Genomic DNA, 24,511 nt, shown 5'->3' on the forward strand with positions numbered 1-24,511 from the left:
ACTGGAAACAACTCACCGGCCGCGCCAAGCAGCAGTGGGGCAAGCTCACCGACGATGACCTGACCACGGTGGCCGGCCACCGCGACCAGCTCGCCGGCAAGATCCAGGAGCGCTACGGCATTGCCAAGGACGAAGCCGAAGAGCAGCTGAAGGCCTGGGAGACCAGCGCGGACGACTCGTGGCTGAACATCTCGACCGACGCGGAACACGCACAGCAACACAAACGCTGAGGCAGCGGCACCCACGCTGACCACGCACGGCGGGGCCGCGTGGGGGCTTCATTTCATGGACATCAACTCGACGTGCAGCAGCTTGTCGGCCTCGTAGCAACTGCAGGCTTCGCGCTCCAGGCGCGCACGGTCCAGCACCTGGAGCTCACCCCGCGTGTACTGGATGATTCCGTCCTTCTGGAAGTCGCTGGCCGCCTGGGTCACACCCACGCGGCGCACGCCCAGCATGAGCGAGATGAATTCCTGCGTGACATGAAAGTGGTCCGCTTCGGCACGGTCCTGACTCATCAGCAACCAGCGCGCCAGGCGGGGACCGATCGGGTGGAAACGTTCGCAGGCCGATGCCAGCGCCTGCTGGTGCAACCGCACCATGAGGCTGCGCTCCAGCATCCGCTGCAACGGCGGCATGTCGGCCATGGCTTGTCGCAAGGCGTCGGACTCGATGCGCCAGCAGTGGCCGGCGCCCTGGACCACCGCGCGCCACGGTGTCTTGGCGATGCCCAGCACCAGTTCCGAACCCAGCATCGACTCGCGTCCGGCCATGCCCACCTCCAGCGGTGGATGGCTGTCGATGTCGATCACCAGCGAGATGAAGCCTGAGCGGGGAAAGTAGGCGTGGCTCAGTTCGGCGCCGCGCACGCTCAGCTCGGCCGAGAGCACCAGCTCGAAGGGCTCGCACAGCGCGAGAAAACGTTTGGCGATCCCTTTGGGGAGCGCTGCGATGAGCAGGTTTTCGGTGTTTTTCAAGGCATCCGCCCGGTTCACAAGCGGAGACCCATCACGGACATCACTCATGCGGGTTGCACGAACACGGTGCCCGGCAATCCCTGCCCCATCGTGGACCAATTTGGCCCGGGCATCCGTCTGTCTCCGTACGCAAGACGCACAGCGCGCTTCAGGTGGCCTTCACAGCCGGCAACAGGCGGTTGTATTCCCGCTTCACCACCCGGTAGCACTCGCAGGTGCGTTCTTCCAGCTTGGGCCGGTCCAGCACCGTGATGCGCCCGCGCGAATAACGGATGAGGCCCGCGCCCTGCAACTTGAGCGCGGCTTCGGTCACACCCTCGCGGCGCACACCCAGCATGTTGGAAATCAGCTCCTGCGTCATCACCAGTTGGTTGCCGGGCAGGCGGTCCAGGCTGAGCAACAGCCAGCGGCAGAGTTGCTGGTCCAGCGAGTGGTGGCGGTTGCACACCGCCGTCTGGCTCATCTGCGTGATGAGGGCCTGCGTGTAGCGCAGCATGAGGTGCATCACCGGGCTGGAGTGCTCGAACTCGCCTCGGATGAAGCTCGCCGGGACGCGGTAGCCCTGGCCCGCGCTTTGCACCACCGCGCGGCTCGGGGTGGAGCCACCACCCATGAAGATGGAAATGCCGACCACGCCCTCGTGGCCCACCACCGCGATTTCGGCCGAGGCGCCACTGTCCAGCACGTAGAGCAACGAGACGATGCCGGTGGTGGGGAAATGCACAAAGGTCAGCTGCTCATCGGCCTCGTAGAGCACCTTGCCCAGCGGCAGATCGATCGGCTCCAGCCAAGGCAGCCAGCGCTGCCACTCGGCGTCGGGCAGGCAGGCCAGCAACTGGTTCTGGCGGGGATCAGCGGTTTCGGTCACGTGGCATTCCTCGGAGACGGTGCTCGGCTCGGAACGCGGCCAGACCAGGATTTTCGGTAACGGAATGCTAGACACCGGTCCGTGCGCCGTCTGTCCGGCACCGAACACATGAAGGCCCGGCGAAGGCGTGGGCGATCCGGGCCGGATGTGGCGACCGCGCCCCATGGACAGAACGTTCGTGACCGCACAGACCTCGCACCGCACTGCCTTTACGGTTGCCCCTTCGCCCACAACCACTGGAACGCGCATGGCATTTCCCACCCCTTCAAACGCCGAGGCATGGCAGCCCCGGCCCATGCCCGTTGGCGGACCAGCCGACGGCGTGGCCACTTCGGCCAGCGCGGTCTCGTGGGGCGCGGTCGCTGCCGGCGGCGCGGCCGCCGCGGCGCTCTCGCTGATCCTGCTGATCCTCGGTGTGGGGCTGGGTCTGTCATCGGTCTCGCCCTGGACCCATGCCGGTGTGACGGCCACGACCCTGGGCGTTTCCACCATCGTGTGGTTGACGCTCACCCAGTTGCTGGCCTCGGCCATGGGCGGTTATCTGGCGGGCCGTTTGCGCACCCGGTGGCTGGACACGCAGGCCGACGAGGTGTACTTCCGCGACACCGCACACGGCTTTCTGGCATGGGCGGTGTCATCGCTGGCCACGGCGGCGCTGCTCACCTCGGTGATCGGCTCCATCGTGGGCGGCGGTCTGCAGGCGGGTGCCACCGGGGCGGGCGGTGCTGCCGTGGCGGCCACCGGCCTGGCACAAGACGATGAGGGCGCTTCGATGGCCTACTTTGTCGACACACTGTTTCGCCGAGACGCCGGCACCAGCGCCGGCGACCGGGCTGCTGCCGCCAACGTGGCCCCTGTGGACGCGGCGATCACCGACATCGGAACCGACAGGGACGCCGCCGAAATCGGCCGCATCCTGATGTTTTCCAACCTGTCCGAGCCTTTGCCACAGGACGATGTGCGCCACGTGGGTCAACTGGTGGCGCAACGCACCGGCTTGTCGCCATCCGATGCACAACAGCGCGTGACCGACACCTATGCCCGGGCGCAGGCCCAGGCCCGGGAAGCCGACACCGACGCGCGCGCCGCGGCAGACGCCGCACGCCAGGCCTCGGCCACCGCCGCGCTCTGGCTCTTTGTGTCCTTGCTGATCGGCGCTTTCTGCGCCAGCCTGGCCGCCACGTTCGGGGGTCGCCAGCGCGACGCTTGAACACCCCGCACATTCCCCACCGAAAGGACCCCCATGCGCTCGCTTCTGCTGCTCTTTCTGGGCATCCCCATCCCGATCATCATCCTGATCGCCATCTTCACCTGAGCGCGCTGTTCGCGCATCGATTTTCAACCCACCCCACCGAGAACACACCATGATTTCCAACACCACCACCCCCCAAGTGCCCAACACATCGCTGCTGTCGGAGAGTGAAAAGCTCGCGTCCGTGGCGGGCGACCAACTGGACCATGCCGTGCAGGGCGCGCACCATGCGATCGACCGGTTCGCCGACAGCGCAGTGCCCAAGGTCCGTCGGCTGGCCGAGACGGGCGATGCCTGGACGTCCAGCCTGCGCAGCACCGTGCGCGAACAACCTTTGATGGCCGTGGCGGCCGCGTTGGCGCTGGGCGCCCTGCTGGGCCGCATCACGCGCTGACACCCGACGCTGATCGCGATCAGATCGCGATCAGATCGGGCAACAGGCGGTCGTATTCCTTCTTGACCACCCGGTAGCACTCGCAGGTGCGGTGCTCCAGGCCGGGGCGGTCGAGCACCGCGATGTGGCCGCGCGCATAGCGGATGAGCCCGGCGGCCTGCAGCTTGAGCGCGGCTTCGGTCACGCCTTCGCGGCGCACACCGAGCATGTTGGCGATCAATTCCTGCGTCATGACCAGCTCGTTGCCGGGCAAGCGGTCCAGGCTCAGCAACAGCCAGCGGCAGAGTTGCTGGTCCAGCGAGTGGTGGCGGTTGCACACCGCCGTCTGGCTCATCTGCGTGATGAGGGCCTGCGTGTAGCGCAGCATGAGGTGCAGGACCGGGCTGGAGCGCTCGAACTCCGACTTGATCACATCGGCACGCAGCCGGTAACCCATGCCCGCGCTTTGCACCACCGCGCGGTTGGGGGTGGAGCCACCGCCCATGAAGATGGCAACGCCGACCACACCCTCGCGGCCCACCACCGCGATCTCTGCGGACGCGCCGTTTTCCAGCACGTAGAGCAGCGAGACGATGGCGTTCGTGGGGAAGTACACGTGCGACAGCGGCGCACCGGACTCGTACAGCACCTTGCCCAGCGGGAGGTCGACCAGTTCCAGCAATGGCTCCCAACGCTGCCATTCGGCGTCGGGCAGGCAGGCCAGCAACTCGTTCTGGCGTGAATTGTCGGGTTGGGTCAAGTGGCTTTCCTCCGGGGTGACAGTGATCGCTTGGCGCGGTTTGGCTCTTGAATGGCTCTTATCCCGAGCATTGCACGGATACGACCGTCTGTCCGTTCGGAAGCGAACATATAAAACTTCAAGCCTGTGTGGCCCCCCCCATCGGTACTACAAACACCGTGTGCGCCGGGAGGGCAGCCCACGGCAGGTGCTCCCCCACCGCCAGAAACCCCACGCCCTGGCCGCCCCAGGTGGCACGCACAGCGTCTTCGCTTTGTCGCACCAGCACGAAACGCAGGGTGCGGCCATCGCGCACCAGCGTGATCTCGGCCCGCGGCCAGTGCGCGGGCAGGCAGGGCTCAAAACTCAGGCCGTGCGCGGTGAGCTTCAAGCCCATGACCGACTCGATGGCCGCGCGGTGCAGCCAGCCCGCAGCACCGGTGTACCAACTCCAGCCGCCCCGGCCCACGCCGGGTGGCTGGCTGTAGACGTCGGCGGCCATGGCGTAGGGCTCCAGTCCGTAAGCCGGGCCCCACCGCGGGTGGCTGGCGCGGTGCGCGGGGCTCAGGTAGGTGAAATAGCGGTAGGGTGCGTCGCGGGTCTCCGAACCCGCGGGCTCCCGCACGGCCAGCGCTGCCATCGCCATGAGGCCCCACACGCCGGCGTGGCTGTACTGCCCCCCGTTTTCGCGCACACCCGGCGGGTAGGCCTGGATGTAACCCGCACTCGGCTGGGCGTGGGCCAGCGGTGGCGTGAGCAACTGGATCAGGCCCGCCTCGGGGTTGACCAGCTGCGTTTCCACCGCCTCCATGGCCAGCCGCTGGCGGATCAGCGGCGCCTGCCCGCTGAGCACCGACCAGGCCTGGGCGATCAGATCGATGCGGGCCTCGGGCTGCGTGTGCGAGCCGAGCGGACTGCCATCGTCGAAGAAGGCGCGGCGGTACCAGTCGCCGTCCCAGGCTTCGGTCTCCAGGGCCTGGCTCCAGCCCGCGAGCGCGGCCTCCCAACGTTCGGCGCGCTCCCCGTCGCCGCGTTCGCGCGCGATGGGAATCCAGTCGCGCACCACGGCGCACAGGAACCACGCCACCCAGACCGACTCGCCCCGGCCCTCATGACCCACGCGGTTCATGCCGTCGTTCCAGTCGCCCGTGCCCATGAGGGGCAGGCCGTGGACGCCCACCGGCAGGCTGCGGTCGATGGTGCGTGCCGCGTGTTCGAACACGCTGGCGCTCACGTGGCCGATGCGCGGCGTGTCGTAGGCGTCTTCGGCGCCGGGCGCGATCGTCATGTCCTCCAGGAAGGGCACGGTCTCGTCGAGCACGGCGGTGTCGCCCGTGGTGCGCAGGTAGTGCGCACACGCAAACGGCAACCACAAGAGGTCGTCGGAGAAATGCGTGCGCACGCCGGCACCACCCGGCGAGTGCCACCAGTGCTGCACGTCGCCCGCTTCAAACTGGCGCGAGGCGCACAGCACGATCTGATCGCGCAGCAGGCGCGGCGCGGCCCAGCTGAGTGCCATGGTGTCCTGCAGCTGGTCGCGATAGCCCGTGGCGCCACCCGCCTGGTAGAAGCCGGCCTTGGCCCACAGGCGCGAGGACACGGTCTGGTAGAGCAGCCAGCGGTTGGTCATGGCGTCGAACAGCGGGTCGGGCGTGACCACGGTGGTGGCGCCCAGCAACGCATCCCAGCGCGCCTTCGCGGCCTCTTCGCGTTCGCGCGGCACGCGTTTCATGGCGCGCACCGCAAGCTCGTGCGCGGCGGCGGGCGATGCGGCGAAGCCCAGCAGGTACACCTGCTCCAGCGTGGCGCCGGGGCGCACGGTGACGGGGCGCGAAAGCGCGGCACACGGATCCAGACCGCTGCCACTGCGCTGGCCCAGCCGCTGAGGCAAGCGCAAGCGGCCCTGTGCATCAAAGAAGGCCGCACGGTCACAGGTCCAGTCGAGCACCTCGCTGCCGCCGGGCGTGGCCTGCGCCTCCACCAGAAAAGCCGTGCCACCGCCCCAGCCGGCACCGGCCTCGGTTTGGGTGGCCATCAGGCCGACCAGGCCGGCGGGCTCGTCCACCCGGCAGCGCCGCGTGTGCAGCGTGGCGCGGTCGCTGCGCTTTTCACCCATGAGCCACTCCACCATGGCGACCGTGCGCAGGTGCGCCATCTGGTGACCCCGGTTCACGATCTCGATGCGCACCTGCTTCACGGCCGTCTCGGCGTCCACGCACCAGTGCACCGCGATGTCGAGGTCGCCGCGCCGGTGGCTGATGGTGGTGCGGCCCTGCGCGTGCACCACCGTGTGCCTGGCCTCGGCATCGCCCCAGGCCGAGGGCGCGAGGCTCCACACCGCTTGCGTGCGGCGGTCCTGCAGCAGGAACCACTCGGCCGGCGTGTCGGCCACCGGGTCGTTGCCCCAGGTGGTGAGCTGGTTGAGGCGGCTGTTGCCGGCCCAGGTGTTGCCACCGCCGCTCTCCGAGACGATGGCACCGAAGCCGGGGTTGGCCAGCACGTTGATCCACGGTCGCTGCGGGCGTTGGGTGGGCGAGACCTCGAACGCAAACCGCCGCCCGCCCGCTTCGAACGTGCCCACCGGGGCCGTGGCCTGGCGGTCCCGGGCATGGGTGGCCACGCGCTCGCTGCTGCCGCTGAGCACCGGCATCTGGGCGGTGTGAAAGCGCTGGCTCCAGACCTCGATCTGCTGGGTCCAGCTGCGCCCGTCGGCCCGCAGATGGATGCGGGCCAGGGCGTCCAGTGTGGACAGCTGGGCGGCCGACAAGGCGTCGGGGCGCAGCAGGTGCAGCCCATTGGCCGGGCCACCGAACAGGGGCGCGTGCAGCTGTTCGTTCAGCAGCGCCAGTTCGCGCTGCAACGGCATCTCGTACGAATGCGCTTCGCTGCTGAGCACCACCACATCACAGGCCACGTGCGCGCGCGACCACTCGCGCAACGCCTGCACCACGGTGCGCAGCAAACCCAGGCCTTGCGGCGATCCCGCGCTCACCAGCAGCAGCGGGCGGTCGCCCGAGATGCCGAGCGGCCACAGCGTGCGCCGGTCGCACACGCACAGGGCCTTGGGATCGGGCACCGGCAGATCGACCTTGGGCAGCGTCATCAACAGCGCGGTGGTGAGGCGCTGAAACGCCGGCAGGAAATCGAGGCGGGGCCGCCCGGGCGCCAGCTGGATGCTGGCCAGCGTGGCCGACATCACCGAAGCACGCTCGACCGAACTCGTCTGACGGTACTTGTCGACGATGGCCAGCAACTGCGCAGGGTGGTCGCTGGCGGCGGTACCGAAGGTCACACAGGCCTGCGCACCGGGCAACAGGCGCAGCGACACCCCGATGGCGGCCACCGGGTCGAGCCCGGTGTCCAGCGTTTGCGACACGGCGGGCACCGCGTTCATGCGCGCCAGCGGCTGGTCGGTGCTGTGGTTGCGCCCGAGCCACTGGCTGCGGTCGGTCTGGCAGCGCAGGCCGGTCACGTCGCCCAGGGTGTTGGCCACAAAGTGCGCCGCCTGCAAGGTGCTCTCGGTCTGCAGGCGCGGCGTGCGCGCGAAGCGCAGGGCCTGCTGGTCGGCGAGCCAGTCGGCCTGCACGAAGAAGTTGGAAAACGCGGGGTGGGCCTCATCGGCCGCGGCTCGCGCCAGCGTCACGTCGAAGGCCGAGATCAGCTCCAGCTCGATCACCGCCTCGCTGCGGTTGGTCAGCACCACGCGCTTGAGCTCGATGTCGTCCTCCGGACTCACCCACACCGTGGTCTGGACGGTGAGCTCGGGCCACAACGCCTCGAGCACCACGCGGTCGGTGTGGAAGGTGCTTTGGTAACGCGCGGCCGGATCGGGCGCGGGGTGGCTGCTGGCCGACACGGGCGGGGCATGGGGGTTCAAGCGCAGGTACACGAAGCTGCCGCACGCATCGCGCAGCGCGTCGTCGCGCCAGCGCGTGATGCCGGTGCTGCCCCACTGGCTCCAGCCCGCGCCGTTGGCGCGCAGGCTCACGCTGTAGCGGCCGTTGGACATAAGGTGGGTCGGCTCCAGCACCTGCGCCCCGGGCACGACCGAGCGCACAGGGTCCTGCGCGCGGCGCTGGAGCGCATTGAACGGTGCGCTCGGCGGCGCCCGGTACACGAGGGCCGGCAGGGCACGCGGCGTGCGTTCGTGCAGCAGCGACGACACCGCCTCCAGGTTCGGGTGGGCCATGCCCCAGCGCTGCGCCACGTTGTCGCGCAGCACATTGGCCAGCGCCACGATGGTCATGCCCTGGTGGTGGGCCATGTAGGTGCCCACCGGCGTGCAGTGGCCGCCCTGGGTCTGGCGCGCCGCGGTGAAGTCGAGGGCCTCGATGAAGCCGTAGCGACCGCGCACCGACAGGCGGGTGAGCTCGTCCAGGTTCTGGCAGGCCATGCGCGGGTTCACCTGGGTGGCCAGCGCGGTGGCGTAGGGTGCGATCACCTGCTCGGCCAGCGGGGTTCGCCGCAGGGCGAGGCGGGGCACGCCCTGCGGCGCGTACTGGTAGGCCAGCGTGTGGTCGCGCCCGGCATAGGCGCTCTCCGAGACGCCCCACGGCATGCCCTTGCCCTGCGCGTGGGCGATCTGCTCCATGAGCGCCGAACACCCGGCTTCACGCAGCACGCTGCCGTGGGGTTCGGCCATCACCAGCGTGGGCATGAGGTACTCGAACATCGAGCCCGACCAGGATCGCAGCACCGCGTGCCGCCCGTTGGCAAAGAGCGGGCGGCCCAGAGCGGCCCAGTGCTTCATCGGCACGTCGCCCTTGGCGATGGCCAGCAAGCTGGTGCTGCGCGACTCGGACGCCAGCAGGTCGTAGAACGACGCGTCGAGTGCCTGGTCGTCGAGCCGCAGGCCGATGTGCAACAGGTGGCGCTTGGGGTGGTACAGAAACCCGAACTCGGGCGCCCAGGCCAGTTGCTCCAACGACACCGCCAACTCGATCAGGCGGCGCGTGGCCCGCGGCCCGCCGCCTTCGGCAGCGGCGCTGCGGTCCAGGCCAACCGAACGCAGTGCGTTGAGGTGGTCGCCGAGCAGCGCGTGCAGACTGTCGTGGTCTCGCGCGATGGCGTCTTTCACGCCCGAGCGGGCGGGATCGGGCGCGGGACGCGGGTGGGGGATGGCGGCGAGCTCGGTTGTCGCGGCTTCCAGCAGCGCAGCAAAGGATGCGCTGGCCACCGCATCGAGCGGGTCGGGCAGCGGTGACCGAAGCACCTGGCCGAGCGCGCTGTGCGACAGCGGTTGTGTCAGCGCGGCTTCCAGCCAGGGCAGCTGGTGCTGCATGACCGACGCCATCCGCGTCTGGCTGCGCTGCAACGCCTGCGCCGTGGCCTGGGTGGCGTGGGGGTCGCGCGCCAGCAGGCGGCACGCCTGGGCCACCGCCAGCAAGTGCACGCTGAGGTTGCCGCTGTCCACGGTGGACACGTAGCGCGGCAACAGCGGCTGCAGCGTCTGGGTGTCGTACCAGTTGAGGAAGTGGCCCCGGTGTCGCTCCATCCGCTGCAGGCTGGCCAGCGTGGCCTCCATGCGCTCCAGCAGGTCCTGTGTGCCGATCCAGCCGAACTCGCGCGCGCACGAGATGCTCAGCAGGTACAGGCCGATGTTGGTGGGCGAGGTGCGGTGGGCCACCATGTCGTACGGCAGGATCTGCAGGTTGTCGGGCGGCAGGTGGTGGTTGTCGGCGTCGACACAGCGCTCGAAGTAGCGCCAGGTGTCGCGCGCCAGATCGTCCAGCATGGCGCGGTCGGCGCTGCCGAGCGGGCGCGGGCCGCTGCCGGGCCACGGCTGGTGGGCCAACCACGAGATCAGCGGGGCCAGCGCCCACAGCACCAGCAACGCCACCCCGAGCGCGGGCGGCTGTGCGACGCTCCACCCCAGCAGCGCGAGCAGCGCCACCGCCACGCCGATCTCCAGCGCGTGGCGCTTGAGCGAGGGCCACAGGCCCGGGCGCAGGGCAGCGCTGGCGGCATCGGCGGTGGTCCAGGCCAGCAGCTGGCGTTTGGACACCGCCATGCGCCAGGTGGTCCGCACCACCGCGTCGGTGGCGCGCAGGGCCTGCTGCAACAGCTGCACGATGTGCCACACGCCACCCAGCAGCGCGCGCATCACATCGGCCGCGGCAGCGCGGGCGAAGCGTTCGCCCAGCAGGCTCGCGCGGTGCGGCACCCAACCGGCCAGCGCACCCAGCAAGGGCGCTGCGGCCTGCGCGGCCAGCGCGAGCCAGAAGGCCGCGCCCAGGCTCAGGCCCACACCCCACATGGCCAGCAGCAGCAGCAACAACGACGCGGGTGTGACCAGCGAGCGGCGCAGGTTGTCCAGCAGCTTCAAGCGGTTCAGAGGCGAGAGCTGCCAGCGCTTCGGCTGCAACAGAAAAGGAAGGAGCTGCCAGTCGCCGCGCATCCAGCGGTGCAGGCGCGAGGCAGCCACATCGGCGTGCTCCGGGTCGGGCTCGATCAGGGTGATGTCCGTCACCACCGCACAACGCGCAAGTGCCCCTTCCAGCAGGTCGTGGCTGAGCACCCGGTCGCTGGGCAGGCGTGCGCCGAGCACCGCGTGCATGGTGGCCACGTGCAGCAACCCCTTGCCGGTGAAGCTGCCTTCACCGAAGACGTCCTGGTACACGTCGGAGCTCATGGCGCTGTAGGGGTCGAGCCCGCGTTGGCCGGCGCTCATCCACTGCCAGGCCGACGTGCGCGAGGTCTCCGGGAGGGGCGGGACCACGCGCGGCTGCAGGATGCCGTAGCCCTGCACCACCCGGCGGCGGCTGGCGTCCAGGCGCGGCTGGTTGTCGGGATGCTCGGCCACACCCACCAGCGCGCGCAAGCGGCCCGGTGGCAACTGCGTGTCGCTGTCGAGCGTGAGCACATAGCGCGTGTCGGGTGCCATGCGCGAGACCTCGCCCAGCGCCAGAAACGGGCCCGGCCCGTTGTTCACCAGCGCCTCGACCAGCTGTTCGAGCTTGCCGCGCTTGCGCTCCCAGCCGATCCAGCGGCCCTGCGTGGCGCTCAGCGTGCGCTCACGGTGCAGCAACAGGAAACGCGGCGCCGCGCCGTCGGCCACCGGGTGGCGTTCGTTGAGTGCGGCGATTGCGGTCACCGCTTCGGCGAGCACCGCCGCATCGCCCGGCAGCACCGGGCTGTCGGCATCGGAAAAGTCGCTGAGCAGCGCGAACTGCGCGTGCTCTTCGGGATTGGCCAGAAAGTGCAGGTGCAGCCGGTGCACCAGCGGCGCCACGGCCTGCGGGCTGCCCAGCAGCGCCGGGATGACCACCATCACCCGCGCCTGCACCGGCACACCTTCGGCCAGCAGATAACGCGGCAGGTGCGCGGGCCGGGCCGATTCGCTGATGAGGCGGTTGACCACGGCCACCACCGCCTCGGACGCCGGAAACACCATGAGCAGCAGCACCAGTGCCGCGACGGCCTGACCCACCCAGCCATCGAGCGGGATGGCCGCCACCGAGAACACCGCGGCCACCAGCGCCAGCGAACCGGCGAGCATGGCCACCAGGTAGGTGGGCACGCGCGCGATGCGCACCACCAGTCGCCCCAGGCCACTGGCGCGGCGGCTCAAACCGAGCTGCTGCTCCAGCACCGCACGGCCTCCCCCCACCAGCCAATGCCCGGCCAGGGCTTCGTGTGCAGAACCGCCCTGCATGCAGCGGAGCAACGCATGCGCCACCTCGGTTTCGCTGCGCTGGCTCTGCGCGGCCAGGCGCTCGATGCCGTGCAACGTGGAACTGCGGGTGGCGTCATCCTCGGCGGCGAACACCGGGGAGGTCAGCATCACCTGCATCACGCGGCTGGTGCGGGCCACGGTGCCCGCCCAGTCGGCCGCGCCGATCTGGCGCAGCGCCTTGACCGCGTTGCCCACGCTCAGGTGGTCGGCCGCCTGATCGGCGTGGTGCTGGGCCTGCAAGGCCGCCAGGTCGGGCACCGTCTCTTGCAACCAGGGCCCCAGCTGGGTGAGAAACACGCCGTTGGTGGGCGGGCGGTGACCGGCCAGGTTTTGCGCCAGGTGGCACAGGAACACGCGGCTCGCACCCCGGCGCTCGGCCATCGCGTGCAGCTCGCGCACGGTGGCCAGATCCATCTCCTCGATGCGGTGCGCGATCAGTCCGGCGAGTTCGCGCGCGGCCTTGTGGCTGGCAATGCGGTCGGCAAGACGGCGCAGGTTCTCGATCAGCACCACCCGCAGCGTCGTGGGCAGCGCCCAGAGCTCACCGTGGCTGAGCTCGTGGACCTCCTGGTAGGCGTTCAGGAAGTGGGTGAGCACCGTGTCGTCAAAGGCACCGTCGGTGTGGGCCACAAACGCCCAGGCGATGCTGTAGATGCGCGGCAAACCTTGCAGGGGTGCGTCTTGCAGCACCGGCAGCGTGCGGTAGTAGCGCGGCGGCAAGCCCTCGCGGATCTCGCGCAACTGGTCTTCGATCAGGTGGAAGTTGTCGAACAGCCACTCGGCGCCCGGGCTGATGTCCTGACCACTCAGCGCATGGCTGGCAATGTGCTCGTGCGAGGTGCGCAGGCTCTGGATGTTGCTCTGCAGGCGCGGATAAAAGGTGGTGCTGCCGAACACCGCACGCGCGGCGTGGTGCGACGCGGCCAGGCTTCTGCCGTGCTCTTCAAAGCGCGCCAGGCCAAAGATTTCAGACCGTATCGGCTCCAGCGCCGGACCGAGTGCGGCGTCCAGCATTCGCCGCACGGGCTGCGGTACCCAGTCGTCCTGACCGGGTTGTTCGCTCACAGCCATCTACGAAGCCAGCCATGTGGTGCCTGCAATCAATGCAATGAACAACACCGTGGTGACCAGCCGCGGCATCACGAAGCCGCGGACCAGGCCTGCGCCGTTGCGCAAGGTCTGCAGGGTGCCGCGCGAGCGGCTGCACTCCGACAGGTGGTCGGCCAGGGCCGAACATTCCATCGGCGATGTGTCGGCCGGGTGCCCATAGGAGGACGTGTCCCAGCTGGGGTGGAAGGCGGTGGATTTGGGCATGGGCAACTCCGGGTTCAAACGCCATCGGAAAAGCTCCGGGAGAGCGAAAGCGTTTGTAGTCCCGACGAGGGTTCGGGGTCTGTTCGGTGACGTACCCACCGGCGCACGGCCGGCAAGAACTGCTCACGTTCTTTACCGCGCAGACACCGTTCGTGCGCGGTAACGAACAGACCACGGGCGCAGCATCCAACATCCTTCAACCCATCGACCGGCACCACACACCGGTCCTCGCCATCCGGCTGTCACACCAGGAACACCTCCATGAACCCCCTCGTCAAACGCTCATCTCCCCTGCTGCGCCTGACCGCCCTGGCCACCCTGGCCGTGGCAGGCCTGGCCGGCTGCGCCGTGCCTTACCCGGTGTACGACCAACCGATCTCGCAGGCACCCGAGCCGGTCTACCAATACCCCAACCAATACCCGCAAGCCCAGCAACAGCAGGAACGCCGCGACTACCGCCGCCGCAACCAGGAACGCCTGTACGAAGCCGACGTGACCTCGGTGCGCGCCGTGGTCGGCCCCAACAGCGGCCAGCGCTGCTGGATCGAACGCGAAGAAGTGGTGCAGCAGCCGCAGCGCAACATCCCCGGCGCCATCGCCGGTGCGGTGATCGGCGGCATCCTGGGCCACCAGATCGGCAACGGCAGCGGTCGCGACATCGCCACCGTGGGCGGCGCGGTGGCCGGTGCGGCCGTGGGTTCCAACGTGGGCCGCAACGGCTACGGCAACCAGCCCCAGACGCAGGAAGTCCAGCGCTGCACACCGACAGCGAACCGCAATGGCCAGCCCGACTATTGGGACGTGACCTACACCTTCCGCGGTGTTGGCCACCGCGTGCAGATGACTTCGCAACCCGGCCGGACCATTTTGGTCAACGGCAATGGCGAACCCCGCGTCTGACCACCAGACATTCCTGAAGATCCCCCCCTTCCCCGCGCTGCATGCAGGACCACGTCCTGCCAGCGCGGGTTTTTTTGTGCGCGGCAAATGCGGTCCAATGGCGGAATGACCGAATCCCTGCACCCCGCTTCCGACACCGACCAGCGCCTCACCGATCTGGAGATCAAGGCCAGCTACGCCGACGACCTGCTCGACACCTTGAACGCCCTGGTGGCGAAGCAGCAGGAGCAGATCGACTTGTTGCTGCGCGAGGTGAGCCGGCTGCGCCAGCGCGGCGGCGACGACGGCCAGTCGGCCGGGCCGCGCGACCCGCGCGACGAACTGCCGCCGCACTACTGACGAGGGTCAGCCGCGCTGCGGCACGAGTGGTGTGCTGGCGACGCGCTCGAAGGCCGAGGCAGCCGCTGAAAAATCCCACTGCTCCACCACGCAATCCCTGGCGGGCGACCAGCGCAGCACGTTCACCGAGTTGGGCACGCCGCTGCGCACCCGGCCGGACACCGACGTGCCGGCCTGCACCGCCCACATCGAACGCGCCAGCCCCGGCAGCGGCATCACATACGGCAGGTGGATGTGGCCGCCCATGACCAAGTCGGCCCCGGCAGCGGCCCAGGCCTGTTGCGCGGCCGCGTGGTTGTGCAGCCGGTTGGGCAGGTCCTCGGCCCGCATCACGTCGATGGGTTGGTGCACCACGACCACGCGCAGCTGTTCCGGCGTGGCCTGGCGCAGTTGCTGTGCCACGGCGCCGATCTGCTCGCTGGAGACTTCACCGTCCTTGTGGCGCCGGGCGCGCGTGGTGTTCACGCCGATCACCAGCAGGTCGTGCGAGGCGAACACGGGCGCCAGGTCGGACCCGAAGGCCGCGCTGTAGCGCTCGTAGGTGCGCACGAAGCGGCTCCAGAGGTTGAACAGCGCGATGTCGTGGTTGCCGGGCAGCGCGAGCAGGGGCGCACCCAGCCGGTTCACGGCGGTGCGGGCGGCGCTGAACTGCTCAGTGCGGGCGCGCTGGGTGATGTCGCCCGAGAGCACCACCAGGTCGGGACGCAGCCGGGCGGCGAGTGCCACCAGCGCTTCCACCACGGGGGTTCGTTCGGTGCCGAAATGGGGATCGGAGACCTGCAGCAACACGCTCACGGTGCGGTCACCTCAGGCGCGGCCTTCAGCAGCCAGAGCGGCTGGGGCAGCACGCGGATGGTCAACGGCGAGCGCATCCAGTCCACCTCGCCATCAAACGCCACCTTCACCTTTCGCCGACCCAGCAACCGCGTGGGCTTGACCACCAGGCTCTGGCACACGATGCGATCAATGCCGCTGGCTTCACCCAACTGCCCCAGCGCGCCGCGCAACATCAGGCCGACCATGGCCAGGGTGCCGATGGGCTTGAGGATGACGGCGGTGATGTGGCCGTCGGCGGCCGCACCCTCGGACAGTCCATCGCGGGCGCCCAGGCCCAGCTGTTCCAGCTGCAGGCGGTTGTTGCCGACGAACAGCGTGAGCGCCCGCAGTTCACGCACTTGCCCATCCCACTCGATGGAGAGCCTGAGCCGCCGCTGCGCGCGCAGCAGCGTGGCCATGCCGGCGCCAAACGCCACCAGGCGGCTGCGGCCAAAGCGGGCCTTCCAGGTTTCGCGGTCCTGCAGCAGATCCGGGTAGAGGCCCAGGCTGGTGTTGACGAGAAACACCTGCCCGTTGATGGCCGAGATCTGCACCGGCTCGGGGCGCGCGTCGAGCAGCCAGCGCAAGGCGTCGGGGGTCTCCAGGGGTGCGCCGTGCTCGCGGGCAAAGTAGTTGAAGGTGCCACGGGGAATCACACCCATGGTGCAACCGGCTGCGTGGGCCGCCTGCGCCACGGTATTGATGGTGCCGTCCCCGCCCACGGCGACCACCGCGGCGCCATCGGCCACGGCCTGCTCTGCAGCCTTTCGCGCCACTTGCGCGAGCTCGCCGGGTGCAGCAAACCACACGGTGCCCGCCCGACCGGCATCGCGCAGGCCCGACTCGATCGCGTCGCGGGTGGCGTCGGAATCACCGTGGCCCGACTGGCCATTCACCACGAACCGCAGCGCGGCTGCAGGCCTGAACAGGGGGCGCTGCATCAGAAACCAACGGCCTGGCCGTCGCGGCGCGAATCGCTCGCGGCCACGTAACCGGCTTCCATGTCGTCGGCCAGGCGCCAGATGAACTGGCCGCTGCCGAAGTCCATGTAGGCATCCGGGGTGGGCTCGAAGCGGTGGCCCAGGTCCTTCAGCCCTTGCAGCAAGGCGGGCGCCATGGTGGATTCGAAGTCCACGTTCAGGCCGTTGCCGACCTTCCAGCGCGGCGCGTCGCAGGCGGCCTGCGGCTGCTGGCCATGCACGAGCATGCGCACCAGCGTCTGCACATGGCCCTGTGGCTGCATGTTGCCACCCATCACGCCAAAGCTCATCTGCGGTCGGCCGTCTTTGGTCACGAAGCCCGGGATGATGGTGTGGAACGGCCGCTTGCCGCCGGCCACCTGGTTGGGGTGGCCCTCGGCCAAGGTGAAGCCGTAGCCCCGGTTTTGCAGGCTCACACCCACCGAAGGCACCACCACGCCGCTGCCAAAGCCCATGTAGTTGGACTGGATCAGGCTGATCATCTGCCCGCTTTCGTCGGCGGCGGTGAGGTACACCGTGCCGCCGCGCGGCGGTGTGCCGTGTGCAAAGTCACCGGCCTTGCCCGGCTGGATGAGCCTCGCACGCTCGGCGAGGTACGCGTCGCTCAGCAGGTCGGCGGCGCTCACCTGGTTCATGTGGCGCGCATCGGCCACCCAGCGGTAGGTGTCGGCAAAGGCGAGCTTGATGGCTTCGATCTGCAGGTGTTGCGACTCGATGCTGTCCACCGGCAGGCGGCCGATGTCGAGGTGCTCCAGCATGCCCAGCGCCATGAGCGCCGCGATGCCCTGGCCGTTGGGCGGGATCTCGTGCACCGTGTAGCCGGCAAAGTTTTTCTGGATCGGCGTCACCCACTCGGGGCGGTAGGCGTCGAGGTCGGCCAGGGTCATGCTGCCGCCATTGGCTGCCGCGTGGGCCACGAGCGCCTCGGCGATCTCGCCGCGGTAGTAGGCCTCGCCGCGGGTCTCGGCGATCTTGCGCAGCGTGGCGCCTGCCGCCTTGAAAGTGAAGCGTTCACCCGGCTTCGGCGCGCGGCCGTGCGGCATGAAGGCCTCGGCAAAGCCGGGCTGGTTTTTCAGGATGGGCACCTGGCGGGCCCACTTGTCGGCGGTGATGCAGCCCACGCCGTGGCCGCGCTCGGCCAGTTCGATGGCGGGCTCCAGCAGGTCGGCAAACGGCAGCTTGCCGAAGCGCTCAGACAAAGCCACCCAGCCCGCCACCGCGCCGGGGGTGGTGACCGAGTCCCAGCCGCGCTGGGGCATCTTGCCGCCGTGGCGGCGCGCGAAGTAGTCGGTGTTCCAGGTGGCCGGCGCCACGCCCGAGGAGTTCAGGCCGTGCAGCGTCTCGCCGTCCCAGAGGATGGCGAAGTTGTCGCTGCCCAGGCCGTTGGAGATGGGCTCGACGATGGTGAGCGCAGCAGCGGCCGCGATCACCGCGTCCACCGCATTGCCCCCTTTGAGCAGCATGCGCAGGCCGGCGGATGACGCCAGCGGGTGCGAGGTGGAGACGACGTTGCGCGCCATCACGGGGCTGCGCACGGTGGGGTAGGGGTTGGTCCAGTGGAATGTCATGTCTTGCTCGAATGGCCCGTTGGCGTTGCACACGCTGCAGGATATTCGATACGCGGCGCAAACCCCCGGGGGCACCCGTGTTGTCACGAAACAGACACCGGGTCACCGAACACTTCGAGGGTCGTTTTGCGACGCCCATCCATCCACCACCCCTTTTCCACCCAACCATGGCACAGCACCTCCCCTCCGGCCTGCTCGCCACCGCCCTCGCCTTCTCGCTGGCTGCGTGCGGTGGTGGCGGCGGCCCTGCTCCAGCGACCACCCCACCCCTGCCCGCCACCGCCTTCAGCCTGCAGGTGCTGCATGTGGCCGACATGGACAGCGGCGGTGATCTGGTCACCAATGCCAAAGGCTTGTCGGCGCTGGTGCAGCGCTTCCGCGCCGACGTGCCCAACACGGTGTTCCTGTCCTCGGGCGACAACTACATCCCCGGGCCGTTCTTCAACGCGTCCGACGACGCGTCGCTGAGTCCCGAGCTGGGCATCAGCGGTGCGGGCCGCGGTGACATCGAGATCCTCAACCTCATGGGCTTGCAGGCCTCGGCCGTGGGCAACCACGACCTGGACCTGGGCACCAACTTCTTTGCCTCGCTGATCAACCGCAGCAGCTCGGGCGGCAACACCTGGCGCGGCGCGCAATTCCCCTACCTCGCCAGCAACCTGACCTTCAGCGCCGACAGCAACCTCGCCAGCCTGGCCAACGCCGCCAACGACGGCGCCGAGGCATCCACCCTGAACAACAAGCTCGCCCGATACACGGTGATCACGGTTAACGGCGAGCGCATCGGCGTGGTGGGCGCCAGCACGCCCACGCTGCCCAGCATCACCTCGGTGGGCAACATCGGCGTGGCGCCCAGTGGTGCCGCCGTGGCCAGCATCGACGCACTGGTGGCCGAGATCCAGCCGTCGGTGACGGCGCTCACCACACAAGGCATCAACAAGGTGGTGCTGCTGGCCCACATGCAGCAGTTGCAGGTGGAACAGCAGCTCGCCACCCGCCTGCGCGGGGTGGACCTGATCATCGCGGGCGGCTCCAACACCGGCTTGTACGACGCCAACGACCGGGTGCGTCCCGGCGACACCAACGGCGGCGTCTACCCGCTGCGCTACACCTCGCCGGGCAACGAGCCGGTGCTGGTGGTCAACGTCGACGCCGACTACAAGTACCTCGGGCGCATCGTGCTGCCGTTTGACGCACAGGGCCGCGTGATCACCGGCAGGCTGGACACCACCCTCAATGGCGCCTGGGCCACCGACACCGACGGCCTGGCGCGCGCCGGGCTCACGCTGGCCGACGCCATGCCGGGTGTGGTGGCCATCACCGACAAGATCGGCGCGGTGATCTCGACCAAGGACGGCGCCTTGTTCGGTGCTGCCAGCGTCTACCTCGAAGGCGACCGCGTGCTGGTGCGCAACCAGGAAACCAACTTGGGCAACCTCACCGCCGAGGCCAACCTCGCACACGCACAGACCCTGGACGGCAGCACCACGCTGTCGCTGAAGAACGGTGGTGGCATCCGCTCCTCGCTCGGTTCGGTCGACGCGCCACCGGGCTCCACCACCGGCGTGAAGGGCATCACCAAGGCCAACCCGTCGGTGAACAAGCAGGCGGGCGACATCTCGCAGCTCGACATCGAATTCGCCCTGCGCTTCAACAACGGTCTGTCGGTGCTCAGCGTGACCCCGTCCGAGCTCAAGACCTTGCTGGAGCACGGCATCTCCGACTGGCTGGTGAACTCGACCCAGGGAAAGTTTCCGCAGGTGGCGGGCCTGCGTTTCAGCTTCGATCCCGGCCAGCCGGTGGGCTCGCGCGTTCGCACCATCGTGGTCGACGATGCGGACGGCACCGGCCCGCTGACCGGACCGGAGGTCGTGTATGCCCAGGGGGCCTTCACACCGGAAGTGGCTGCGCGCCGCTACCGCATGGTCACGCTCGGCTTCCTGGCCGGCAACGGCACCACCGCTGGCGGCGACGGCTACCCCTTCAACACCCTGTCGGCACCCGCCCGCCAGGACCTCGCGCCCGCCAGCGGCAACGGGTTCAGCACACCGGGCGGCGAACAGAACGCCTTCGCCAGCCACATGGCCAACCGGTACCCGCGGAGCAGCCCCTATGGCGCCGCCGACACCGCCGCTTCGGCCGACACGCGCATCCAGAACCTGTCGCTGCGCGCGGACAGCCTGCCGCAGTCCAACTGAGCCCGTCCTTGGAACCGGCATGCCGTCCCAGGGGAGGCAGTGGCGCCGCGCCTGTGTGCCGTCAGCAGGTCGCCGGCCAACACCGCGGTGGTCCGGGCGGCGCACCGGCCCGGGCCGAACCCGACCGGGGTCTTCAGTTGAGGATCTCGACCCCGAAGCCGCGGTAGCCGATGAAGGTGCAACCGGCGTCAAACATGGGCGTGCCGCTGACGCGGTAGCTGCGCTTCACACCCTTGGCAGAGATGTGGTCCAGTTGCACGTCGAGGAACGGCGTGCGTGCCGTGATGCGGGCCTGCAAGTCGGCGCGCTGGACCAGATTCCACCCGTCTTCGACATCGGGTGCGGCAGGCCCATCCACCAGCGGGTCCACGCGCAGGCCGAGCATTTCCAGCACCGGGCCCGACACGCGGGTGAAACGGCCGTCCTTGTCCTGTTCCCAGTACCAGTCGGTGGCCAGCTCGGTGAGCGCGCGGTAGCGCGCTTCGCTCTCGCGCAACTCGGCGGTCCGCTCCAGCACTTCGAGTTCCAGCGCGTGGTTCAGGTTGGCCAGGCGCTGGTGCAGCAGGCGCACTTCCAGCAGGTTGTGGATGCGCGTGCGCACTTCGAGCATGTCGAAGGGTTTGCTCACGAAGTCCTTGGCGCCCGACTGCAGCGCCCGCAGCTTGTAGCCCGGCTGCGCCGTGATCACGAGCACCGGTATGTAGTCGTCGATCGCATTGGCCTTGAGACCTTCCATCACCTGGAAGCCGTCCATCACGGGCATTTGCAAATCGAGCAGGATGAGGTCGAACGGCGTGCGCCGGTGCATGCCGGTGACCGCGGCCGGGTCCATGGTGGAGTGCACGTTGGTGTACCCCGCGTTCTCCAGCATCTGCTCCAGCAGCAGGACGTTGGATTGCTGGTCGTCCACGATCAGGACGCGGGCCTGCAGGATGTCTTGGGCGGTGATGGTCATGTGATGTCTGCCGGGCTGTTGCCCAGCTGCCGTTGCCTGGAAATCGCCAGGGCCGCGTCGATCGCATCCATGAGCTGGCCGACCTTGATGGGTTTGGTGATGTAGTTGAAAAAGCCCGCCTCCAATCCGCGCTCGATGTCGCGCGGGACGGCGTTGGCGCTGAGCGCGATGATGGGGATGTGGGCGGTGGAGGGGTCGCTGCGCAGCACCTTCATGGCCTCTGTGCCGCTCATGCCGGGCAGGTTGATGTCCATGAGGATGACCTCGGGCCGGTAGACCCGCGCAAACTCGATGCCCAGGCTGGCGTCGGCCGCGCCGAGCAGGCGCAGGTTGCTGCGCCGCGCAATGATCTGCTCGACCAGCTCCAGGTTGGCCGGGTTGTCTTCCACATACAGCACGGTGTGCATGTCTGCACCGTCCACCGCCTGGGCGGGTGGCGGCTCGTTGCTGATCTCCAGCGACAGACCGGGTGCGGTGGCCAGCGCCATTTCGACCCAGAACACACTCCCCACACCCTGGGTGCTGTCGGCACCGATCTCGCCTCCCATGAGCGCCACGAGCCGCTGTGTGACCACCAGGCCGATGCCCGTGCCCTCTTCCTTGCCGCCCTCCTGACCCAGCCGGTTGAAGGGTTGGAACAACTGGCTCACCTGCTCGGGGCTGAGGCCGGCGCCGGTGTCCCGCACGCTGATGCGCAAGGTGCCGGGGGTGGGCTCTGCGCACTCCACCGCCACATGGCCGGACGGCTGGTTGTACTTGATGGCGTTGAACAACAGGTTGATCAGCACCTGTTTGAGGCGTGTGCGGTCGGCCTTCACATAACTCTGCGCCGGCAGGCGCGGGAAGGCCATGCCGATGCTGCGCTGGCGCGCCTGCGACTCCACCATGGATCGGCATTCCATCAGCACCTCCTGCAGCGACACCGGCTCCACGGACAGCGACAGCTTGCCCGACTCGATGAGCGCCAGGTCCAGGATTTCGTTGATCAGGTCCAGCAGGTACCAGCCGGCCTTGAGGATCTGGTCGATGCTGCGTTTCTGCGCGGGCGTGAGCGCGGGCGTGCCCGACTCCACCAGCTGCGCAAAACCCAGGATGGCGTTGAGCGGCGTGCGCAGCTCGTGGCTCATGCTGGAGAGGAAATCGGACTTGGCCAGGTTGGCCTTTTCGGCCGCGGCCACCGCCTCGTTGAGTTGCTGCTCCACCAGCTTGCGCGCCGAGTTGTCGGTGCCGATCAGCAAGTAGCCGATCAGGCCGGCGGCGTCGTCACGCAGCGCGGTGACCGAGACGATGGCCGGGAAGCGGCTGCCGTCCTTGCGGATGTAGGTCAGTTCGTAGATGTCTTCGATGCCGCGCGAGGCCTTGAACGACAGGGCTTCAAAGCCCGGTGCGATCGGCGTGCCCTGCTCGGTGCTCAGCTCCACCGCGCGTGCGGTGACTTCCATCGCATCGTGCAGGTCGCTCGGGCTCAACTTGTCCACCACCTCCGCCGAGCTGTAGCCCAGCATGTGCTCGGCACCCACGTTGAAGATCTGGATCACACCTTTTTCGTCGGTGGCGATGATCGAGAAGTTGGCGCTGTTGAGGATCGCGTTCTGCAAAGCCCCCGCCTTGAGCAAGGCACTGCGGCGACCGGCTTCGGAGAGCTCACCTGTCCCGGCGGCGGGGTGGGGGTCGGGGGCGCGTTGCTCTGGCATCGGTTTTCTTCGAAGTACGGCGCGGCCCAAAGCGGGCGGCCACCCTGGAAGCTACGCAAGGCGCCGGGCCACGTCCGTTCGGTAGCCCACACAAAGTGGTGAGGCTACCACCGCGAAGGGCCATGCATGGACATGCACCCCATCCGCGCTTAGGCTGCACCGATGACCCATGCCCCCCCAACGCGTTCAGCGCGCCCGCTTCTCCTCCTGTCCACCGCCCTGTCGAGCGTGTTTCTGCTGGGCGCCTGCGCCGAGTCTGCCCGGCTTTCGGTGGCGCAAGGCACCGGTCCCAACCCCAGCCTGCCCGAGCCCGCCACGACCCTCATTCCCACGGTGAACATCGCGCCCGCCAGAGGGTGGCCCGATGGCGCAACCCCCTTGCCTGCGGCGGGTCTGCGCGTGGGCGCGTTCGCCAGTGGACTGGACCACCCGCGCTGGCTGCTGGTGCTGCCCAACGGCGACGTGCTGGTCGCAGAAACCAACGCGCCACCCAAACCCGCTGGCAGCACCGGCGTGAAGGACTGGATCGCCGGCCAGGTGATGAAGCGCGCCGGCGCCACCGTGCCCAGCGCCAACCGCATCACGCTGCTGCGCGATGCCGACGGTGACGGCGTGGCCGAAACCCGCTCGGTGCTGTTGCGCGACCTGCGCTCGCCCTTCGGCATGGCGCTGATCGGCGAGCGCCTGTATGTGGCCAACGCCGATGCGGTGGTGAGTTATCCCTACCGCACCGGCGACACCACCATCACCGCGCCCGCCACCGAGCTGGTGAAATTGCCCGCCGGTGTGAACCACCACTGGACCAAGAACCTGCTGGCCAGCCCCGATGGCAGCACGCTCTTCGTGAGCGTGGGCTCCAACAGCAATGTGGGCGAACGCGGCATGGAAGCCGAGGTGGGCCGCGCAGCCATCTGGGCGGTGGACGTGAAGACCGGCGCGAACCGCGTGTACGGCTCAGGCCTGCGCAACCCGGTGGGCATGGCCTGGGATGCCGCCGGCCAGACCCTGTGGACCGTGGTGAACGAGCGCGACGAACTGGGCAGCGATCTGGTGCCCGACTACCTGACCTCGGTGAAAGACGGCGGCTTCTACGGCTGGCCGTACAGCTACTACGGACAGACGGTGGACGTGCGGGTGAAGCCCCCGCGCCCCGACCTGGTGGCCACGGCCCTCAAGCCCGACTACGCGCTCGGCCCGCACACCGCCTCGCTCGGCCTGGCCTCGTCCACCGGCAATGCGCTCGGCGCGCCCTTTGCCCGTGGCATGTTCATCGGCCAGCACGGTTCGTGGAACCGCCGCCCGCACAGCGGCTACAAGGTGATCTTCGTGCCCTTCCAGGGCAATCAGCCAGCCGGCCAGCCGGTGGACGTGCTCACCGGCTTCCTGAGCGAACAAGGCGAGGCCCTGGGCCGGCCGGTGGGTGTGGCGGTGGACACGCGCGGCGCGTTGCTGGTGGCCGACGACGTGGGCAACGCGATCTGGCGCGTGAGCCCGAAACCCTGAACGACCCTGAACCACCCCGAGTTTCCTGAAAGACAACATGAACAAGTACCTCGCCGCTTACGGCGGCACCGCCGTGGTGATGGTCGTGCTGGACCTGATCTGGCTCGGCGTCATCGCCAAACCCCTGTACCAGCAAGGCCTGGGTCACCTCATGGCGGCCTCGCCCAACGTGCCCGTGGCGGTGGTGTTCTACCTGCTGTTCGCGGTGGGTCTGGTGATCTTTGCCGTGGCGCCGCACACCGCGCCCCACAGCTGGGCGACCACGCTGACCATGGCCGCGCTGTTCGGCTTCTTCACCTACGCCACCTACGACCTGACCAACTGGGCCACGCTCAAGGACTGGCCGTGGAAGCTCTCGCT

Annotated in this window: 18 protein-coding genes; 8 read left to right on the forward strand and 10 right to left on the reverse strand. The window is 68.8% G+C overall.

The features are described from left to right. Positions 1-230: CsbD family protein (locus Q1W68_RS17780; protein WP_300717208.1), on the forward strand; the 230-nt coding region annotated here is incomplete at its 5' end. A 48-nt stretch (positions 231-278) separates the two neighbouring features. On the opposite strand, the gene Q1W68_RS17785 is transcribed toward Q1W68_RS17780, so the two are convergent. Further along, a complete protein-coding gene (locus tag Q1W68_RS17785) occupies positions 279-977 on the reverse strand; it encodes a Crp/Fnr family transcriptional regulator (protein WP_300648861.1) in 699 nt (232 codons plus the stop codon). A 148-nt stretch (positions 978-1,125) separates the two neighbouring features. Next, positions 1,126-1,845, reverse strand: a complete 720-nt coding sequence (locus Q1W68_RS17790) for a Crp/Fnr family transcriptional regulator (protein WP_300648859.1) — start codon at positions 1,843-1,845, stop codon at positions 1,126-1,128. Positions 1,846-2,092: 247 nt separating this feature from the next. Here Q1W68_RS17790 and Q1W68_RS17795 point away from each other — a divergent pair, with 247 nt between their 5' ends. Together Q1W68_RS17795 and Q1W68_RS17800 are read left to right on the forward strand one after the other, a co-directional pair. After that, positions 2,093-3,055, forward strand: a complete 963-nt coding sequence (locus tag Q1W68_RS17795) for a hypothetical protein (protein ID WP_300648857.1) — start codon at positions 2,093-2,095, stop codon at positions 3,053-3,055. 154 nt (positions 3,056-3,209) lie between these two features. Beyond that, on the forward strand, positions 3,210-3,491 hold the full coding sequence (locus Q1W68_RS17800; protein ID WP_300648855.1) for a hypothetical protein: 282 nt from the start codon (positions 3,210-3,212) through the stop codon (positions 3,489-3,491). A 19-nt stretch (positions 3,492-3,510) separates the two neighbouring features. On the opposite strand, the gene Q1W68_RS17805 is transcribed toward Q1W68_RS17800, so the two are convergent. The 3 genes from Q1W68_RS17805 to Q1W68_RS17815 all read right to left on the reverse strand — a co-directional run bounded on the left by Q1W68_RS17805 (position 3,511) and on the right by Q1W68_RS17815 (position 13,198). Continuing rightward, positions 3,511-4,230: a Crp/Fnr family transcriptional regulator gene (locus Q1W68_RS17805; RefSeq protein ID WP_300658618.1), complete on the reverse strand. Its 720-nt coding sequence runs from the start codon at positions 4,228-4,230 to the stop codon at positions 3,511-3,513. Positions 4,231-4,348: 118 nt separating this feature from the next. Then, a complete protein-coding gene (locus Q1W68_RS17810; protein ID WP_300655794.1) occupies positions 4,349-12,898 on the reverse strand; it encodes a glucoamylase family protein in 8,550 nt (2,849 codons plus the stop codon). Between the two features lie 57 nt (positions 12,899-12,955). Next, positions 12,956-13,198 (reverse strand): hypothetical protein, encoded by a 243-nt coding sequence (locus Q1W68_RS17815; protein ID WP_300655793.1) that lies wholly within the window; start codon positions 13,196-13,198, stop codon positions 12,956-12,958. A gap of 261 nt (positions 13,199-13,459) precedes the next feature. Between Q1W68_RS17815 and Q1W68_RS17820 the strand changes: the two genes are divergently transcribed. Beyond that, complete coding sequence (locus Q1W68_RS17820) at positions 13,460-14,098, forward strand: glycine zipper 2TM domain-containing protein (protein WP_300655791.1); 639 nt, start codon at positions 13,460-13,462, stop codon at positions 14,096-14,098. A gap of 105 nt (positions 14,099-14,203) precedes the next feature. Continuing rightward, positions 14,204-14,437: a SlyX family protein gene (locus Q1W68_RS17825; RefSeq protein ID WP_300655790.1), complete on the forward strand. Its 234-nt coding sequence runs from the start codon at positions 14,204-14,206 to the stop codon at positions 14,435-14,437. 6 nt (positions 14,438-14,443) lie between these two features. On the opposite strand, the gene Q1W68_RS17830 is transcribed toward Q1W68_RS17825, so the two are convergent. Genes Q1W68_RS17830 through Q1W68_RS17840 form a run of 3 tightly spaced genes read right to left on the reverse strand, consistent with a single transcriptional unit; the run spans position 14,444 to position 17,801 of the window. Beyond that, positions 14,444-15,232 (reverse strand): metallophosphoesterase, encoded by a 789-nt coding sequence (locus Q1W68_RS17830; RefSeq protein WP_300655788.1) that lies wholly within the window; start codon positions 15,230-15,232, stop codon positions 14,444-14,446. After that, complete coding sequence (locus Q1W68_RS17835; RefSeq protein WP_300655786.1) at positions 15,229-16,194, reverse strand: diacylglycerol kinase family protein; 966 nt, start codon at positions 16,192-16,194, stop codon at positions 15,229-15,231. Before Q1W68_RS17835 ends, Q1W68_RS17830 begins: the two co-directional genes overlap by 4 nt. Continuing rightward, entirely contained in the window at positions 16,194-17,801 is a 1,608-nt protein-coding gene (locus Q1W68_RS17840) for a gamma-glutamyltransferase family protein (RefSeq protein WP_300717209.1), read from the reverse strand. Before Q1W68_RS17840 ends, Q1W68_RS17835 begins: the two co-directional genes overlap by 1 nt. A 167-nt stretch (positions 17,802-17,968) precedes the next feature. On the opposite strand from Q1W68_RS17840, the gene Q1W68_RS17845 reads away from it, so the two are divergent. Continuing rightward, the gene (locus Q1W68_RS17845; protein WP_300655783.1) at positions 17,969-19,999 is read left to right on the forward strand and encodes a bifunctional metallophosphatase/5'-nucleotidase; all 2,031 of its coding nucleotides are present in this window, start codon (positions 17,969-17,971) and stop codon (positions 19,997-19,999) included. Between the two features lie 133 nt (positions 20,000-20,132). On the opposite strand, the gene Q1W68_RS17850 is transcribed toward Q1W68_RS17845, so the two are convergent. Together Q1W68_RS17850 and Q1W68_RS17855 are read right to left on the reverse strand one after the other, a co-directional pair. Then, positions 20,133-20,954, reverse strand: a complete 822-nt coding sequence (locus Q1W68_RS17850; RefSeq protein ID WP_300655782.1) for a response regulator — start codon at positions 20,952-20,954, stop codon at positions 20,133-20,135. Further along, on the reverse strand, positions 20,951-22,648 hold the full coding sequence (locus Q1W68_RS17855) for an ATP-binding protein (protein WP_300655780.1): 1,698 nt from the start codon (positions 22,646-22,648) through the stop codon (positions 20,951-20,953). The genes Q1W68_RS17850 and Q1W68_RS17855 overlap by 4 nt, the downstream gene beginning before the upstream one ends. 162 nt (positions 22,649-22,810) lie before the next feature. Between Q1W68_RS17855 and Q1W68_RS17860 the strand changes: the two genes are divergently transcribed. Next, on the forward strand, positions 22,811-24,151 hold the full coding sequence (locus Q1W68_RS17860) for a sorbosone dehydrogenase family protein (protein WP_300655778.1): 1,341 nt from the start codon (positions 22,811-22,813) through the stop codon (positions 24,149-24,151). Positions 24,152-24,188: 37 nt separating this feature from the next. Beyond that, on the forward strand, positions 24,189-24,511 hold a 323-nt coding region (locus Q1W68_RS17865; protein ID WP_300717210.1), incomplete at its 3' end, for a DUF2177 family protein.

The sequence above is a fragment of the Hydrogenophaga sp. genome, from assembly GCF_030158645.1.
GTDB lineage: Bacteria > Pseudomonadota > Gammaproteobacteria > Burkholderiales > Burkholderiaceae_C > Hydrogenophaga.

Coding starts and splice junctions, on each gene's coding strand:
- Q1W68_RS17795 (WP_300648857.1), top strand. CDS start 2,093: ATGGCATTTCCCACCCCTTCAAACGCCGAGGCATGGCAGCCCCGGCCC.
- Q1W68_RS17800 (WP_300648855.1), top strand. CDS start 3,210: ATGATTTCCAACACCACCACCCCCCAAGTGCCCAACACATCGCTGCTG.
- Q1W68_RS17810 (WP_300655794.1), bottom strand. CDS start 12,898: ATGCTGGACGCCGCACTCGGTCCGGCGCTGGAGCCGATACGGTCTGAA.
- Q1W68_RS17815 (WP_300655793.1), bottom strand. CDS start 13,198: ATGCCCAAATCCACCGCCTTCCACCCCAGCTGGGACACGTCCTCCTAT.
- Q1W68_RS17820 (WP_300655791.1), top strand. CDS start 13,460: ATGAACCCCCTCGTCAAACGCTCATCTCCCCTGCTGCGCCTGACCGCC.
- Q1W68_RS17825 (WP_300655790.1), top strand. CDS start 14,204: ATGACCGAATCCCTGCACCCCGCTTCCGACACCGACCAGCGCCTCACC.
- Q1W68_RS17835 (WP_300655786.1), bottom strand. CDS start 16,194: ATGCAGCGCCCCCTGTTCAGGCCTGCAGCCGCGCTGCGGTTCGTGGTG.
- Q1W68_RS17840 (WP_300717209.1), bottom strand. CDS start 17,801: ATGACATTCCACTGGACCAACCCCTACCCCACCGTGCGCAGCCCCGTG.
- Q1W68_RS17845 (WP_300655783.1), top strand. CDS start 17,969: ATGGCACAGCACCTCCCCTCCGGCCTGCTCGCCACCGCCCTCGCCTTC.
- Q1W68_RS17850 (WP_300655782.1), bottom strand. CDS start 20,954: ATGACCATCACCGCCCAAGACATCCTGCAGGCCCGCGTCCTGATCGTG.
- Q1W68_RS17855 (WP_300655780.1), bottom strand. CDS start 22,648: ATGCCAGAGCAACGCGCCCCCGACCCCCACCCCGCCGCCGGGACAGGT.
- Q1W68_RS17860 (WP_300655778.1), top strand. CDS start 22,811: ATGACCCATGCCCCCCCAACGCGTTCAGCGCGCCCGCTTCTCCTCCTG.